Origin of the sequence: Nostoc sp. ChiVER01, from assembly GCF_034531155.1 — a bacterium.
In the GTDB taxonomy this organism is placed as follows: Bacteria; Cyanobacteriota; Cyanobacteriia; order Cyanobacteriales; family Nostocaceae; genus Nostoc.
In genome coordinates this window covers 56,452-71,855 of the sequence record NZ_JAVRBS010000022.1, presented here as the reverse complement: position 1 = coordinate 71,855, position 15,404 = coordinate 56,452, and the positions used below count along the sequence as shown (strand labels likewise).

The 15,404-nt window shown below is 40.7% G+C and carries 11 protein-coding genes and 1 CRISPR repeat array (1 of these 12 running past the window's edge); of the genes, 4 read left to right on the top strand and 7 right to left on the bottom strand.

Annotated features, from left to right (window positions below):
* Window positions 1-32 precede the first annotated feature (32 nt).
* On the bottom strand, window positions 33-770 hold the full coding sequence (locus tag RMY00_RS25090) for a Ycf66 family protein (RefSeq protein ID WP_322650145.1): 738 nt from the start codon (window positions 768-770) through the stop codon (window positions 33-35).
* 215 nt (window positions 771-985) lie between these two features.
* On the opposite strand from RMY00_RS25090, the gene gndA reads away from it, so the two are divergent.
* Window positions 986-2,416, top strand: coding sequence for an NADP-dependent phosphogluconate dehydrogenase (gene gndA / locus RMY00_RS25085; RefSeq protein ID WP_322650144.1), 1,431 nt, complete (start codon window positions 986-988; stop codon window positions 2,414-2,416).
* A 131-nt stretch (window positions 2,417-2,547) separates the two neighbouring features.
* Here gndA and RMY00_RS25080 read toward each other — a convergent pair whose 3' ends face one another.
* Window positions 2,548-3,687, bottom strand: coding sequence for a protein kinase domain-containing protein (locus RMY00_RS25080; protein ID WP_322650143.1), 1,140 nt, complete (start codon window positions 3,685-3,687; stop codon window positions 2,548-2,550).
* A gap of 186 nt (window positions 3,688-3,873) precedes the next feature.
* On the opposite strand from RMY00_RS25080, the gene RMY00_RS25075 reads away from it, so the two are divergent.
* The gene (locus tag RMY00_RS25075; RefSeq protein ID WP_322650142.1) at window positions 3,874-4,344 is read left to right on the top strand and encodes an EamA family transporter; all 471 of its coding nucleotides are present in this window, start codon (window positions 3,874-3,876) and stop codon (window positions 4,342-4,344) included.
* Window positions 4,345-4,553: 209 nt separating this feature from the next.
* On the opposite strand, the gene cax is transcribed toward RMY00_RS25075, so the two are convergent.
* The gene (gene cax / locus RMY00_RS25070; RefSeq protein WP_322650141.1) at window positions 4,554-5,645 is read right to left on the bottom strand and encodes a calcium/proton exchanger; all 1,092 of its coding nucleotides are present in this window, start codon (window positions 5,643-5,645) and stop codon (window positions 4,554-4,556) included.
* A 525-nt stretch (window positions 5,646-6,170) separates the two neighbouring features.
* On the opposite strand from cax, the gene RMY00_RS25065 reads away from it, so the two are divergent.
* Window positions 6,171-8,942, top strand: a complete 2,772-nt coding sequence (locus tag RMY00_RS25065; protein ID WP_322650140.1) for a DUF3536 domain-containing protein — start codon at window positions 6,171-6,173, stop codon at window positions 8,940-8,942.
* Window positions 8,943-9,154: 212 nt separating this feature from the next.
* Here RMY00_RS25065 and RMY00_RS25060 read toward each other — a convergent pair whose 3' ends face one another.
* From RMY00_RS25060 to RMY00_RS25045, 4 genes are all read right to left on the bottom strand, one after another.
* Window positions 9,155-9,400, bottom strand: a complete 246-nt coding sequence (locus RMY00_RS25060) for a hypothetical protein (RefSeq protein WP_322650139.1) — start codon at window positions 9,398-9,400, stop codon at window positions 9,155-9,157.
* 35 nt (window positions 9,401-9,435) lie between these two features.
* Window positions 9,436-9,681, bottom strand: coding sequence for an HNH endonuclease (locus RMY00_RS25055; protein ID WP_322650138.1), 246 nt, complete (start codon window positions 9,679-9,681; stop codon window positions 9,436-9,438).
* Window positions 9,682-9,688: 7 nt separating this feature from the next.
* Entirely contained in the window at window positions 9,689-10,786 is a 1,098-nt protein-coding gene (locus tag RMY00_RS25050; protein WP_322650137.1) for a Gfo/Idh/MocA family oxidoreductase, read from the bottom strand.
* Between the two features lie 117 nt (window positions 10,787-10,903).
* Window positions 10,904-11,371 (bottom strand): DUF4870 domain-containing protein, encoded by a 468-nt coding sequence (locus tag RMY00_RS25045; RefSeq protein WP_322650136.1) that lies wholly within the window; start codon window positions 11,369-11,371, stop codon window positions 10,904-10,906.
* Between the two features lie 312 nt (window positions 11,372-11,683).
* On the opposite strand from RMY00_RS25045, the gene RMY00_RS25040 reads away from it, so the two are divergent.
* Window positions 11,684-13,192: a BamA/TamA family outer membrane protein gene (locus RMY00_RS25040; RefSeq protein ID WP_322650135.1), complete on the top strand. Its 1,509-nt coding sequence runs from the start codon at window positions 11,684-11,686 to the stop codon at window positions 13,190-13,192.
* A gap of 309 nt (window positions 13,193-13,501) precedes the next feature.
* A CRISPR array of direct repeats spans window positions 13,502-15,404; the repeat unit is 37 nt; unit sequence ATTGCAATTCATTAAAATCCCTATTAGGGATTGAAAC (it continues 101 nt past the right edge of the window).

Here is a 15,404-nt window from a genome sequence, read left to right as displayed (position 1 = left end):
TTATATTAGGCTAACGCTGGATTTCACTACATTCAACTAGCTTGATTAGGTGGTATTTCTTCCGGTGATACTTCTGCCGGGGGGGCAAGTACTGCATCCGGCGCAATTTCTTCTACGGGAATCGGTTGCTTATCCTCAATTTCAAAATCTGCTTGCGCTGCTTCCACCAACTCAGGAGATGGGGGATGTGGTGGAATCGCTTCCGGTACACTCTCGGTTTTAGCTTCGGTGTCAGTAGTAACTGTCTCCTCTGCTGGTTGTTCTGGTATAGCAGTAGTTTTGTCGATAATCTCAACAGCAGGTTTCTCTGCTATTACAGAAGTAATGTCTTCTGGTTTGGGGGTTGTGGGTGTCTTTTTACTCACAGTCTGTTGCACCTTGTCTTTCACGCCATTGAAGGTGCTACCAAGACCTTTTTGCAACTGCCCCAGCCGTTCCTGAAGGGAGAACTTATTTACTTGTTCCTGAATGCCAGTTTTCACCGTTTCAGGACTGGGTACTTGGGTTTGTTGTGCTTGGGGGGCCAGTTGGCGACGTAATGATAGAGTTTGCCAGCCAAACCAGACCAAAAGAGCCACACTAGCCACATGACCCAGCAACAAACCCCCAGTAATGCGTGGTGCAAACACCCATAAGACTAAAGCATAGAAAAGTCCTACACCACTCCAGATAAAGTCATTCTTGCGGTGGATTTCTGGAAAAAAGAAAGCTGCTATGTAAATGGCTAAACTACCAAAACCAACCACCAAAGCTAGGACAAATGCCAGCATTATTTGGTTACTCCTTACTGCGTCCTTTGACTATTTAAATTTTGCAAATTTTGTAAGTCAATTGTTGATTTAGATACAAATTAAAATTAATTAACCGTGTTAGTTGTGGATTTTTGTCATTTATTCAAGTCTTAAGGTCTTCTTTAGGAGAGAAGGGAAAATATCGGACTACCCTTAAAGTAAAAGGATCTGCAAGAGTTAGCCAGAAATTTTTTATGACACTACAAAGCTTTGGTGTGATTGGATTAGCCGTTATGGGTGAGAACATCGCTCTAAACGTGGAGCGCAATGGCTTCCCAATTGCAGTTTACAACCGCTCCCGAGAAAAAACGGATGCGTTTATGGCGCAGCGTGCTACAGGACGGAACGTCAAAGCCGCCTTTACTTTGGAAGAATTCGTTGCCTTATTGGAACGTCCCCGCAAAATCCTAGTAATGGTGCAAGCTGGTAAACCAGTGGATGCGGTGATTGCTCAACTCAAACCCTTGTTAGAGGAAGGCGATATCATTATCGACGGTGGCAACTCTTGGTTTGAAGATACGGAACGCCGCACTCAAGAATTAGAACCGGCTGGGCTTCGGTATCTTGGTATGGGTGTCAGTGGTGGTGAAGAAGGAGCGCTAAATGGGCCTTCGCTGATGCCTGGAGGTACAACAAGCTCTTACGAGTTTCTATCACCAATTTTCAACAAAATTGCTGCCCAAGTCGATGATGGCCCTTGTGTAACCTATATTGGCCCTGGTGGTTCTGGCCACTATGTCAAAATGGTACACAACGGCATTGAGTACGGCGATATGCAGCTAATTGCTGAAGCCTACGACTTACTGAAAAATGTTGCTGGATTAGACCATAATCAGCTACATGAGGTGTTTGCTGAGTGGAACACCACCGATGAACTCGATTCATTTTTGATTGAGATTACGAAGAATATCTTCCCATATATTGACCCTGAAACAAAAAAACCCCTGGTGGATTTGATTGTTGACGCAGCAGGTCAAAAGGGAACTGGACGCTGGACTGTACAAACTGCATTGGAATTGGGAGTTGCTATTCCTACAATTACAGCAGCAGTTAATGCCCGGATTATATCTTCGATTAAAGAGGAGCGGGTTGCAGCATCTAAAGCCCTTACAGGCCCCAGTGGCAAGTATGACGGGCAAACCAAGGACTTTATCAACAAAGTCCGTGATGCTCTTTATTGCTCAAAAATCTGTTCTTATGCTCAAGGGATGGCGTTGCTATCCACAGCTTCAAAAACATATAACTGGAATTTGGATCTGGGCGAAATGGCGCGGATTTGGAAAGGTGGTTGTATTATTCGCGCTCGCTTTTTGAATAAGATTAAGAAGGCTTTTAGCGAAAATCCAGCTTTGCCTAACTTGCTGTTAGCTCCCGAATTTAAGCAGACAATTCTCGACAGACAGACTGCTTGGCGGGAAGTGATTGCTACAGCTGCAACACTGGGAATTCCAGTACCCGCATTTAGCGCATCCTTGGATTATTTTGACAGCTATCGCCGCGATCGCCTACCTCAAAACCTAACTCAAGCACAACGCGACTACTTCGGCGCACATACCTACCTGCGTCTTGATAAGCCCGGAACTTTCCACACTGAATGGGTACCTATTGCTGAAGCTAAGAAGTAAATTTTCACACATCTACACCAGGTTATTGTGAAAAGTTAAAAAGTTTCAGAATACAGTTTTAAGGGTGGCTCTGAGTTTCAGAGTCACTTTCTTTTTAATACTGATTTAAAAGTTAAGTAAATTGATTAATTTTAGGGATTGTTATTACCAAGATATTTGGCTTTTAATTCTTCTAATTCTTGATCTATTTCATTTTTACTAGAAGGCTGAGATATAGGGTTTGGTGGTTGTATTTTATTTGGTTGAGGTTTGTTACTACCCAAAAACTGGGTTTTCATTTGTTCTAATTCTAGATCAATTTGACTAGGAGATGGTGATACAAAAGCAGATGGAGAATTAGGTGACGATTGAGGAATAGGTTTTGGTGAAATCGCTGGTGTGGCTGCTACTTGTGACTGTTGATTTAAATCTTTGAGAACTTCATCTACTGTTTGATAACGCCGAATTGGAATACTTTCTAACATTTTGTTAAGAATGCGACTTAACTGATTACTAACAGGAGTTTTCAAGTATTGTTGCCATACCCAAGTATCGTTGTTGGTATCATAGGAATCGAAGGGCGATCGCTTAGTTAATAAATTAATACAAGTAGCACCCAAACTGTAAATATCGCTGGCGAAAACAGCCCTACCTCTCATTTGCTCAGGGGCAACATATTCTGGACTACCAATACTTGTACCAGTTTGATTTAAGGCGGCGCCAGTGGCAGATTTAGCAGCACCAAAATCTACTAAAACTAGTTTGCTATCACCGCTACGTAAAATAATATTTTCTGGCTTAATATCGCGGTGAATTACGTGTCTAGCATGACAAAATTGCAATACTGACAATAAATCATTTAATAGTTGCCGGATTTGGATTTCATTGAAAGCACCTCTATGTGCTAATTCCTGGGCTAAGTTTTGCCCGTCAATAAACTCTTGTACAAGATACTGCCGGTCGTCTTGGGTAAAATATGCTAGTAGTTCGGGAATTTGGGGATGTTTGCCCAGTTCATCTAACTGCACTGCTTCTTGGTTAAATAACTCTACGGCTTTGGCAAGAGTGTTAGTGCCTTGGGCTTGGGGATAAAATTGCTTAATTACGCAGCGTGGTTTTGAAGGTTTATCTTCATCCACAGCTAAGAAAGTTTTGCCAAAACCACCTTGTCCGATTGGTTTGATAGCACGGTAACGTTCTTTGAGGAGTAACTTAGAACCGCAAATCCGGCAAAACTTGACATCATTCGGATTTTCCGGCTTGGGACAATGAGGATTAAGGCAGTAGCTCATATAGGCGATCGCTCTTATATGTTTTTATTTTCTCCTGTCCCAGGCAAAAGGGGGTAATTAACAGATTTTAAATTTTGGATTTTGGATTTGTGTCACCCACAAAAGGAATGTGACTTGGATTTAAGACTTGTCTGTAAATCAACGATCGTAGTTTGTATGCAGTAATTTAATTTAACATGAGCCTAAATGACATTGCTAATTTTGACTGGTGAATCAAGAGGGAAGATGGAAAGCAACAGCAAAACGTGGTGGATATATGCATTGTTTTCGGCTGGCTTTGCAGCATTGACAACTATCTTTGCCAAAATTGGGGTAGAAAATGTGAACCCTAATTTAGCAACAGCAATCCGAACTGTTGTTATCTTGGTAGTTGCTTGGGGGATTGTATTTTTTCAGGGAAACGCAGTTAATATCTTAGTCATTCCCCAAAAAACGATAATTTTCTTATTATTATCTGGACTAGCTACAGGTTTATCATGGATTTTTTACTTCCAAGCTTTACAAGCCGGAAAAGCTTCCCTGATTGCACCAATTGATAAATCAAGCTTAGTATTAGTTTTATTGTTTTCAGTGATTTTTCTGGGAGAACCATTAACCTGGACGATTATTTTAGGAACTGGGTTGATAGTCATAGGTACTTTAGTTTTAATCATTTAAAGTCTTAACTAAGACTGGGAATTTTATCTTCTCCATTAAGTTCTGCGGTTTTTTAGTGAGAAAGAAGAGTTTTTTGTCTTTTGGGGTTAGAAAAACTATTGCTGATATCTGGTGTAGAAAATCTAAAATCTAAAATTGGCTCTGTCATGACTCACGCTCGAGTGCGATCGCTTGCTTTGGGTTAAACTATGAGCGATCGCACTGCTAAACTACCCCATACCTTCCATAACTGGATGGAAGTAGAAGGCAAAACCCAACACTGTATAAGCAGCTAATAACAAAGTGCCTTCGAGCCAATTAGACTTACCATCAGAACTAATACTGTTTGCAATCAACACTGACACAACCACAGCAACTAATTCAAAGGGTTTGAAATCCAAATCCATTGGTTGTCCGAATATCCGCCCTGCTATAACTAACACGGGTGCGACAAATAGGGCAATCTGCATACTTGATCCCACAGCTACCGAAAGGGAAAGATCCATCTTATCTTTCATCGCTACGGTGACTGCTGTGGCGTGTTCAGCTGCGTTACCGACGATGGGAACCAAAATTACCCCTGTAAACAGCGCTGTCAAACCTAGCTGAGATGTGGCCACTTCCAGAGAATCTACTAGCATTTCTGATTCAAGTGCCACTAGCAAGGTACATACTAGCAGCACGCCAACCCACAACATCATATTTGGTTTTTTATGAGGAATCTCCTCTTCTTCTGTCTCCGCAACACCCACATCATATAAATAGGAGTGGGTTTTCATCGAAAATAGCAGCGTTAAGGCATAAACCAAGATTAATACTACAGCAACAGCAATAGAAAGATTTTGGAGTGTTTGTTCGTTAATTCCTTGAGAAGTATAATTCATCGCCGTCGGCATCAAAATGGCAATCACCGCCAAATTCATCGAAGCAGCATTCACCCGCGCCACAATTGGCTGAAATGTCTGTTCTTTGTAGCGCAGTCCTCCTAAAAGCATAGAAAAACCCATCACTAGTAGTAAGTTGCTAATAATCGATCCCGTAATGCTGGCTTTGACTACATCTATTAACCCAGCGTTCAGCGCCACTAGGGCGATAATTAGTTCTGTTGCATTGCCAAATGTGGCATTTAACAAGCCTCCCAATGATGGCCCCACTACAACAGCAATTTCTTCTGTGGCTGTACCCATCCAAGCTGCTAAGGGCAGAATTGCTAATCCAGCTGTAATGAAAACGATCAATTCTCCCCATCCCAGAAGGTGGGCTGCTATAGAAACTGGGATAAATAGTAATAAAACTAGAAGAATAATGTTTTTAGTTGACATCCGTTGTCTTAAGTTGAGGGTATCATTCACAGCGAGCAATCCTAAGTTTTAAGTTTGGAGTGTTGAATTAACAATTACTTTCATATCAGCATTTTCATAGGATACTCTCAACCACCTGTAGAGCAATTCAGAAATTGTACTGTTTTCAGTTCATTGCGCTGTATGTAAAATAAGATTGCGATATAATGAGTTTTTGTAATATTTTGTTGCAAAACTATGAATTTGAGCCAAGATTTTACATCAAAAATGGGGTTTAATTATTAAAAGACAATTAAAATTTTAATTGACTCCCAACAAGAGAAAACCCCTAACTGAGGCTTTGTTCAATGGCTAATTACTTTAAGCCTTCAGGGAAAGGGCTGTGCGATAACGCAGATTTCCCACTACAATAAAACAGCTTTGTCAAAATTTAGTCGGATTCCATAGTTGTTATTTATACCGGATTTTGTGTTCAAACTATTGTAGAAAGGTTTACGCACAATGTTCTCGGTACAACTGTAAGTTTTTTGTTTTGGATAAATATACATGACTTCTGCTGCCCAAATGCCAGCTAGCTCTGGCTCAACGTTAACATTACATTCAGATCCCAATAACACTAAAGAAACCGATCCCTTGAGAAAGGCTAATGGTGTTTATGTGACGGTGCATGGTCATTTTTACCAGCCACCAAGGGAAAACCCTTATCTGGACGCAATTGAACGCCAACCGAGCGCTGCACCTTTCCATGACTGGAATGAGCGGATTCATTGGGAATGCTATCGTCCGAACGCCTTTGCCAGAGTCTTAAATGACCAAGGCGAAGTAGTGGGGATCGTCAACAATTATGAGTATTTCAGTTTTAATATTGGGGCAACGCTGATGTCGTGGCTAGAACGCTACGATGTGGAGGTTTATCAGCGTATTTTAGAGGCGGATGCCAAGAGTAGCGATCGCTTGCATGGTCACGGGAATGCGATCGCGCAAGTATACAATCACATCATCATGCCTCTGGCGAATGAACGCGACAAATATACCCAAATTCGCTGGGGTAAAGAAGACTTCCGCTCCCGCTTTGGTCGCGATCCCGAAGGCATGTGGCTAGCAGAAACTGCTGTAGACTACGCCACCCTAGAAGCTCTTGTTGCTGAGGGTATTCGTTTCATTATCCTTGCACCGTCTCAAGCACTGCGTTGCCGTCCCCTCCCGACTCCAGAACGTCCCCATCCTGAATGGATCGAAGTCGGTGGAAGTCAGATTGATTCCACCCGTCCCTATCGTTGTTATTTGAAGCCCACACTAGACACTTCATCTTCACCTCTGAGTGCGATCAAAGAAGGGAGTAGGGAATTGGGAGTAGGGAATGAGGATAGTAACCACTCCCCACTCCCTAGTACAGACGCGATTAATCGCGTCTCTACCCCTTACATTGATATCTTCTTCTACGATGGCCCGATATCGCGGGACATGGGTTTTAGTGATGTGGTTTATAATTCCAGTCACTTTGCCGGACGTATTGGTTCGGCAGTGCGTGGGGATCATCGTCTGGCCCAGTTAATCTCGGTGGCAACAGATGGGGAAACCTTCGGACACCACAAAAAGGGAACTGAGAAAACTTTAGCCTACGCCTTTACTAAAGAGTTTCCTCAACAGGGTTGGACGGTAACGAACTTTGCCCACTACCTAAGCTTAAATTCTCCTAGTTGGGAAGTGGAATTAAAGTCAGTCACAGCTTGGAGTTGCGCCCACGGTGTCGGCAGATGGGAGGATGATTGTGGTTGCGGTGGAGAAGGCTCAGTTTGGCATCAGAAATGGCGTCGTCCCTTACGAGATTCGCTAAATTGGCTGCGAGATCAACTAACTGAGGTGTATACAGAACATGGTAGACAGTTATTTCGCGATCCCTGGCTAGCACGGGATGAATATATCCAAGTAATGCGCGATCGCTCTGCTACCAATGTCAATCGTTTCCTCGCCCGTCATCAAACCCATAAACTAACAGCAGCAGAACAAGTAGACGCTTTGCGCTTGTTAGAAATGCAGCGTCACGCTTTGTTAATGTTCACTAGTTGCGGTTGGTTTTTTGAAGAAATTTCCCGTCCAGAAGGGACACAAATTCTGCGCTATGCCGCCCGTGCTTTGGAATTGGCAGGGGAAGTGGCAGGTGTGCAGTTGGAAAAAGGCTTCGTCAAACGTCTTGGTTTAGCCCCCAGTAATGTAGATCAGTTTAAACACGGTGCGGAAATTTATCGCCAACTCGTGTTAACTGCCCAACTTGGCTTTAAGCAAGTTGCAGCCCATTATGCCATTACTTCCCTATTTACCAATCACAAACCAGTAGAGGCGCACAATTCCCTACCGAGAAAAGATTCTGCTGACAAACAGTCTCAGCGTTATCATAAGCGGGTTTATTGCTATGCTGCCAATGAGCTAGATTACCAGATGCAACGGATGGGATCGCTAACTCTGGCTGTAGGAAATTTAAAGCTGGTATCAGAGATTACTTGGGAAAGTGAACACTTGGTATTTGCGGTTCTGCATTTGGGAGGCTGGGATTTCCACTGCGGCATTCAGCAATTTACCGGACGGCGTAACTACAGCCAATTAAAAGAAAAGCTGTTTGGGGCGCTAAAACAAGCTAGCGCGGCTCATACTATTTTGGCGATGACACAGCTATTTGGCGAAGAGGCTTTCAACTTACAGAATCTATTTGCTGAAGAACGCCACCGGATTATGGGGCTACTTACTGAGGAAACACTGGCACGTTTAGGACAGTTGTATACCCAAGCGTACCGTGATAATTATGGTGTGCTGATGGCGTTTCATCGAGATGAAATAGCAGTACCGCAAGAATTACAGGTTGCAGCAGATATTGCTTTAGGGCATCGTTGTTTGATGACATTACGATCGCTTGAGCAAGATATCGCTGATCCCCAAAAGAGTTGGAGTCACATCTTAGAATTGGAGGCGATCGCTACTGAAGCAAAACATCTGCGTTGTCGGCTGAATATTCCCGACGGTAAACGGATGTTAGAACAGTTAATTGCGCGATCGCTTTGGCAATTATTGCACGATGCCAATGATAGTTTTAATGCAGATATCCAACTGTTGGAACGATTGATTGATGTTGGGGATCAACTAAATATTCATGTTTCCCTACAGCGATCGCAGGAACTATACTTTAGTTGTCTGCACAGTCAGATAGCGCCGGTGTGTATCACTCCCCTTGGTAATGAAGCAGATAATCAGTGTCTTCAGTTGCTCAAGTTGGGTAAAAAGTTAGCTGTTGATGTCAGCATGATCTCAAGCCAGTTGGGATAGATGTAGGAGCACTACAGTGGTGCATTAGTATCAACTTAAACTAAAAATGCTTGTCCCACATACGTTTTACCCCCCTTAATCCCCCCTTAGAAAGGGGGGAAACAAGAAAATCCGTTCCCTCCCCTTTATAAGGGGAGGGTTAGGGTGGGGTAAAATCTTGGTTAATCAGATAATAAAGTCTGTTTTACTTCAGAATTCCTTTGTAACTTCCTTTACTTCATCTGAGAGCGATCGCAATGGTAGGGATAAAGCCACTCACACCTGAAGAGTCCAAATGTATGTTTCTCAAAAAAGGTTCCTGCATGACGGCTACGTGATATATTGATCCCAGCTTTAGTTTTAACCTCATATAGCCAAGGAAAGGCTATTACTAAAACAGTCATGAAGGTGAAGAGGTAAAGAATTGTAGTTTTAATATTGGCGAATCTTCGGGAATTGCTATTGTAATTTTGAGGCATAGAAATAAGAAACAAATAGCCCACACTATTGTAGCCTAAAGCTCAAAATATCGCTGGAAGCGAGGATCAATGTTGTCTGTTTTCTGCTGATTGCAAGTTAAACAAAGGGTTTGTAAATTGCTGATATCATGTTGACCACCACGGGCAAGGGGAATGATATGGTCGATACTAAGGTTAGTTTCTATAGTAGTTTTACCACAGCTTTGGCATTGGTATTTATCACGTTGAAAAACGTATTTCTTGACTTCTGGCGGGATAGGAATACGGGGAGTTTTGCTCATTTTATTTTTAGTTGCTAAGAAATTCTTCCAAGCTTGGTACATTTATCCAACTTGCATTTTGATGCGATTCATGAGACAAATCCATCAATAACTGAGAATAAATTCCTTCTCGCAACGATGGGATAATTTCCTTATTGCGGTCAATTCCTTGCACCCATTGGTCTACTACGCGGATAAATGCTGAAATGCGCCCATCAGCATAATTTTTCGGAAAAGTTAATCGATTTGGTATTTCTATTTCTGTTAGGGGTTTACCTGGGCGGGAACCCCAAACACGAAAACCATGTATATAATCTTTTTGATTTTCACTACCCACAATTAATGTACCGCGATCGCCATATACTTCTATCCAATGAGTTCTTGGTGCATGAACCACTGCACTGATAGAAAGTTGGCAAGGTGTACCATCTGCTAATTCCAGTGTTAATATACAGTTGTCATCTGTATTCACTGGCTTTGATTCCCCACTAACAGGGTCAACTCGTGTAAGAATAGCAGTAGTTAAATGGGCGTTTAATCTACGGACTGGCCCGAATAACCAGTGAATATAATCGAAAGCGTGGGAACCCAAAGATCCCAATGCACCGCCTCCTTTCTCCTTCTGGGAATACCAATTCCAAGGACGTGAAGTATCAGCACGAGAAGAACCTAACCAATCAATTTTAATTAAGCGTAACTTACCCACATAATCTTCTGACAATAATTCAGCAAACAACTCCCATCCTGGTACAAAGCGAAATTCAAAATCTACAGCTGCAATAACGCTTTTCTCTTTAGCTAATTGATAAAGTTCTTTAGCCTCAACTACATTTAAAGTTATCGGTTTTTCTAATAATAAATGTTTGCCAGCTTGCAATACAGTTTTTGCCATTTCATAGTGCAAAAATGGCGGCGTAGAGATGCTAACTGCTTGCACTTCTGGCAATGCCACAATATCTGTAAGTGAATTAGAGGCGTGGGGAACATTATAAGATTCTGCTATAGCTTTAGCTTTATTTATATCTCGGTGATAAACAGCAACTACCTCAGTCTGAGGATGCGCTTGGAATCCAGGGATGTGGACTTTTTGACCAAATCCAGTGCCTGCGATCGCAATCCCAATCATATTATTATTTACTCCTCTAATTATCCAATTTAATTAACAAAATTATTTCATCTATCATAATCTAAAATATTTATTTAAAAATTGTAGATATTAAATAAAACAGGCTTAATCATGGTTTTATCGTAAAATTCTAATTGTCAAAGGGTAACGATAATGCTCACCATTGTAAGCTTTGATAGAGGCAAAACTCACTACAAACGATTGTAGTACAAGTTTAAATGAAATTAATGATATAAGTATAACTAATAAATTATCTAAAGTGTTTTTTATTTTATCACTTGAAGCATTGGTAGTTACTGCAATACTAAAGCTAGTGAATAATATAACTAAGGATATACCAATAACAAATAAAGTAGATAATGTTAAAGAAATTTGAAAATTTATAGATTCTTTACCTTGGAAATCAATCCAGGGACATTGTGTTTTTTTTAATCTCCAAATTATCAAGGGAGCTAAAAGATTTAAAGGTAAATATAATGGAATACCAATAAATACTAAAAACACCAATAATATCCACCCTAATAAGGCTGATAAATGACACCAGGTTGCCCAGATACGCATTTTTTGTTTAGGTTTTTCTCTCATGGCTTGTTATTTATCAGTGGATTTAGCAAATGATAATTATTTATAAAAAACTAAATAAGAGCTTAAAACCTGAGTATTTCTTTGTCATAGAATTTGGTAAAAGGTTCTATTTTCTAAACTATACCTTTTTCTGACAGCAGCGCAACCTCTAGACCTTTGGGGACTTTTTCAAGAGCGATGGCGGACAGTTTATACTAAGTACTGGCGCAAACAACGGGATTTTGGGATACCCAATAGCAAAGTTCATATGGAACTTACGCATAATACATCCGCTAGAGGTGGTAAACTTAATAACACTAACGAATTTTCAATATGCGAGTTCAAATAACTGTAATTGCAATCGCAGTAATGTTAGTGGGTGGGAAAAATCCAGAGGCTCTTGCAGACTCGCAATCTTGTACTCAGGATGGATCTAGTGCTATTGTTACCCCAGAAGCTCCGAACCGTATAGGAAATTATGCCAAATATGGTGATTACATGGGAGCGACTTCAGGAGATAACCAAACCCTTGAATTTTCCCAAAAAGTTATCAAAGACATCCAAATTCGTTTTGTTAATGGCAAAGGCGAGTTGTTTGATGATAAAGGTCAGCCAATCAAAGGGCGAACTCAGACAGATTTTATCATTGGTTTGCTGAGACTCAAACCTGGTCAGGTATTCCGTGAAGATTTACTTCAAGCAGACTTACAACGATTGAGGAGATTAGAGTCATTTAATCAAGTCAATGTTGAGCGAGAAGAAGATGCTTCTAGCGTTAATATCATCTATAAAATCAAAGAGCGTAGTTTCCCTTCTATAATCTTAGGAGGCGGAAGTAATGATGATGTTGGCCTATACGGACAGGTGGGTTACAGAGATGCAAATATTAGCGGTCTTAACGATAAATTAGATACAACTGTGCAGTTCAGCAGTAAAGATATCCAGTTTGATGGTCAATTCACTAGTCCTTATCGTCTTGGAGAACCAAACCGCTTAGGCTATAGCATTAGAGGTTTTCGTAGTCGAAATATATCAGGAACCTTCAACGAAGATATCAGATTGTCCAACGGCGACAAAGTGCGAGAGGGAAGATTTGGCGGTTCTGTGGCACTTTTAAGAGCTTTTGATGAGTGGGATACATCAGTCGCTCTCAACTATACCCGGATTAGCCTACGCGATCGCGAATATAACGTTGTACAGGTCGATAGATTAGGAAGTCCCCTATCTGTGAGCGGTACTGGCATTGATGATCTATTTACAGTATCATTTGCTGTATCCAGAGATCAACGCGATCGCCGAGACAATCCGACTCAAGGATCAATCCTCACCCTCAGCACAGAACAAGCGATTCCCATTGGACTCGGCAATATTTCCAGCAACCGCCTACAGGGAGACTATATTCAGTATTTACCAGTCAGTTGGATAGGAAATGGTAGACTAACCGACAATCCAGAAATGTTGGCAATTAATTTACAAATTGGTACGACTATTGGAGACTTTCCACCAGCTGATGCCTTTAATATTGGTGGGCTAGATTCTGTCAGAGGTTACGGTTATGGTAAAGTTGCCAGTGGTCGCAGTTATGGTTTAGCTTCTGTTGAATATCGTTTTCCAATATTACAATCAATCGGAGGAGTTCTCTTTACTGACCTCGCCTCTGATTTCGGTTCTAGCGAAACCGTATTAGGAGAACCAGGAGTGCTGCGAAACAAACCTGGAAGTGGCTTTGGTTACGGCTTAGGATTGCGCTTCAAATCATCCTTTGGGTTAATTCGAGGCGACTTAGGAATTAGCGACCAAGGAGAAGTTAGATTTGAAGTTACTACAGGTCAAAAATTTTAACTCAAGGCGAAACCTACGCAGTATTGCATCCGGTGTTATTATTCTCAATTTAAACAATGCGCGGAAGGGTAGGTGTACAAATTCCTCAGCTCCAAAAAAGTGCTTCTATCCCAACTCCAATAAGGCTTTCAAACCATTAGTAGCCTAATCCTCATCCGCGCAACCTCTGAAATGCTTATCAATACACAATTTCAGCCTTTAAACTTTCCTAATACTCTTTCCAAACAAATTCTCTAATGCTATGATTGCTTTTAACTCGCGCAACCGCACCTTGAAAACTAAATATAGCTTAGGTTTCCGGCTCCCGCCATTGCAATTCATTAAAATCCCTATTAGGGATTGAAACAGATTTAGCGGAAACGATTGCCCCACTTTATAATGATTGCAATTCATTAAAATCCCTATTAGGGATTGAAACATACAGCTTCAACGGCTGCATCAAAACTTTGGTAATTGCAATTCATTAAAATCCCTATTAGGGATTGAAACTTGCAGACATGCTTAGGGGGTCGTTTGCTTGATGCTGCATTGCAATTCATTAAAATCCCTATTAGGGATTGAAACTGTTTATACCACGGATACGGGTACGGATTACGCAAATTGCAATTCATTAAAATCCCTATTAGGGATTGAAACAATCTGAAACTGACAATTCATTATTTTGGTTCTGAATTGCAATTCATTAAAATCCCTATTAGGGATTGAAACATGCTTTACCGAAAGCTTACTTACAAAAGTGCTTGATTGCAATTCATTAAAATCCCTATTAGGGATTGAAACTGGGGAAAATTTTTCTGATAAATATCGCAAGTGCGTGAATCATTGCAATTCATTAAAATCCCTATTAGGGATTGAAACTGATGACAGCTCCGGCTACTCCTTCTCCCGAATAGCATTGCAATTCATTAAAATCCCTATTAGGGATTGAAACAAAAGCAAGTAAAAGTATCACTAAATCGCGGTGCGGCGAGATGAATTGCAATTCATTAAAATCCCTATTAGGGATTGAAACCTACAGTTGGCCCCATTGGTACGTTTGTAGGTGGGAATTGCAATTCATTAAAATCCCTATTAGGGATTGAAACTACCAGGATTAGGCTAATAAGGGCTAGTCAAACACGTAAATTGCAATTCATTAAAATCCCTATTAGGGATTGAAACAATCCCAGTGCCATATTTGACAATGATACGACAGCCGAATTGCAATTCATTAAAATCCCTATTAGGGATTGAAACTTTTATATTTCAAATCCAAACGCGAAAAAGAATTATTGCAATTCATTAAAATCCCTATTAGGGATTGAAACACAACGATGCAAAGTTTTAATAAGAGGTAAAAGTATTGCAATTCATTAAAATCCCTATTAGGGATTGAAACAATCATTGCCACCGGTCAAGAAATCCCCCAAACCATTGCAATTCATTAAAATCCCTATTAGGGATTGAAACCAGTCCTTTGCTGGATAAGTTAGGTAAAGTTAACGATTGCAATTCATTAAAATCCCTATTAGGGATTGAAACGGGGGGGGGGGGAATATTTACTACGTGCCTATACTGATTGCAATTCATTAAAATCCCTATTAGGGATTGAAACATATATCTGCTTATATCTTTTGCATTATTTTATCCCATTGCAATTCATTAAAATCCCTATTAGGGATTGAAACAGAAGATTAGTTGAGATGGGTGCTTATGGTATTTGATTGCAATTCATTAAAATCCCTATTAGGGATTGAAACCCATTAAATCAAGTAGCTGGTACAAAGCAATATCATTGCAATTCATTAAAATCCCTATTAGGGATTGAAACTTGGCCAAGTATGATAATAAAACCGATTGGCGCAAAAATTGCAATTCATTAAAATCCCTATTAGGGATTGAAACAGAAAGATTCGTGATTGTGACATAAATATCACTTGAATTGCAATTCATTAAAATCCCTATTAGGGATTGAAACCAAGCAATGCGAAAGATGGCAGGTGATGCTGTAATTGCAATTCATTAAAATCCCTATTAGGGATTGAAACGGGCTGTATTTCCTGTACAGCCCTTACTTAACTAAATTGCAATTCATTAAAATCCCTATTAGGGATTGAAACATTGCTTAATAGATGATTATCCCTGCAAAATTCCATTGCAATTCATTAAAATCCCTATTAGGGATTGAAACGCATCAGCCGCCGCTCCAGAAGTCGCTCGATTATCATTGCAA

What these genes read in the sequence shown, in the direction of transcription:
- RMY00_RS25090 (WP_322650145.1), bottom strand. Translation starts at nt 770, where the DNA reads ATGCTGGCATTTGTCCTAGCTTTGGTGGTTGGTTTTGGTAGTTTAGCC.
- gndA (WP_322650144.1), top strand. Translation starts at nt 986, where the DNA reads ATGACACTACAAAGCTTTGGTGTGATTGGATTAGCCGTTATGGGTGAG.
- RMY00_RS25080 (WP_322650143.1), bottom strand. Translation starts at nt 3,687, where the DNA reads ATGAGCTACTGCCTTAATCCTCATTGTCCCAAGCCGGAAAATCCGAAT.
- RMY00_RS25075 (WP_322650142.1), top strand. Translation starts at nt 3,874, where the DNA reads ATGACATTGCTAATTTTGACTGGTGAATCAAGAGGGAAGATGGAAAGC.
- cax (WP_322650141.1), bottom strand. Translation starts at nt 5,645, where the DNA reads ATGTCAACTAAAAACATTATTCTTCTAGTTTTATTACTATTTATCCCA.
- RMY00_RS25065 (WP_322650140.1), top strand. Translation starts at nt 6,171, where the DNA reads ATGACTTCTGCTGCCCAAATGCCAGCTAGCTCTGGCTCAACGTTAACA.
- RMY00_RS25060 (WP_322650139.1), bottom strand. Translation starts at nt 9,400, where the DNA reads ATGCCTCAAAATTACAATAGCAATTCCCGAAGATTCGCCAATATTAAA.
- RMY00_RS25055 (WP_322650138.1), bottom strand. Translation starts at nt 9,681, where the DNA reads ATGAGCAAAACTCCCCGTATTCCTATCCCGCCAGAAGTCAAGAAATAC.
- RMY00_RS25050 (WP_322650137.1), bottom strand. Translation starts at nt 10,786, where the DNA reads ATGATTGGGATTGCGATCGCAGGCACTGGATTTGGTCAAAAAGTCCAC.
- RMY00_RS25045 (WP_322650136.1), bottom strand. Translation starts at nt 11,371, where the DNA reads ATGAGAGAAAAACCTAAACAAAAAATGCGTATCTGGGCAACCTGGTGT.
- RMY00_RS25040 (WP_322650135.1), top strand. Translation starts at nt 11,684, where the DNA reads ATGCGAGTTCAAATAACTGTAATTGCAATCGCAGTAATGTTAGTGGGT.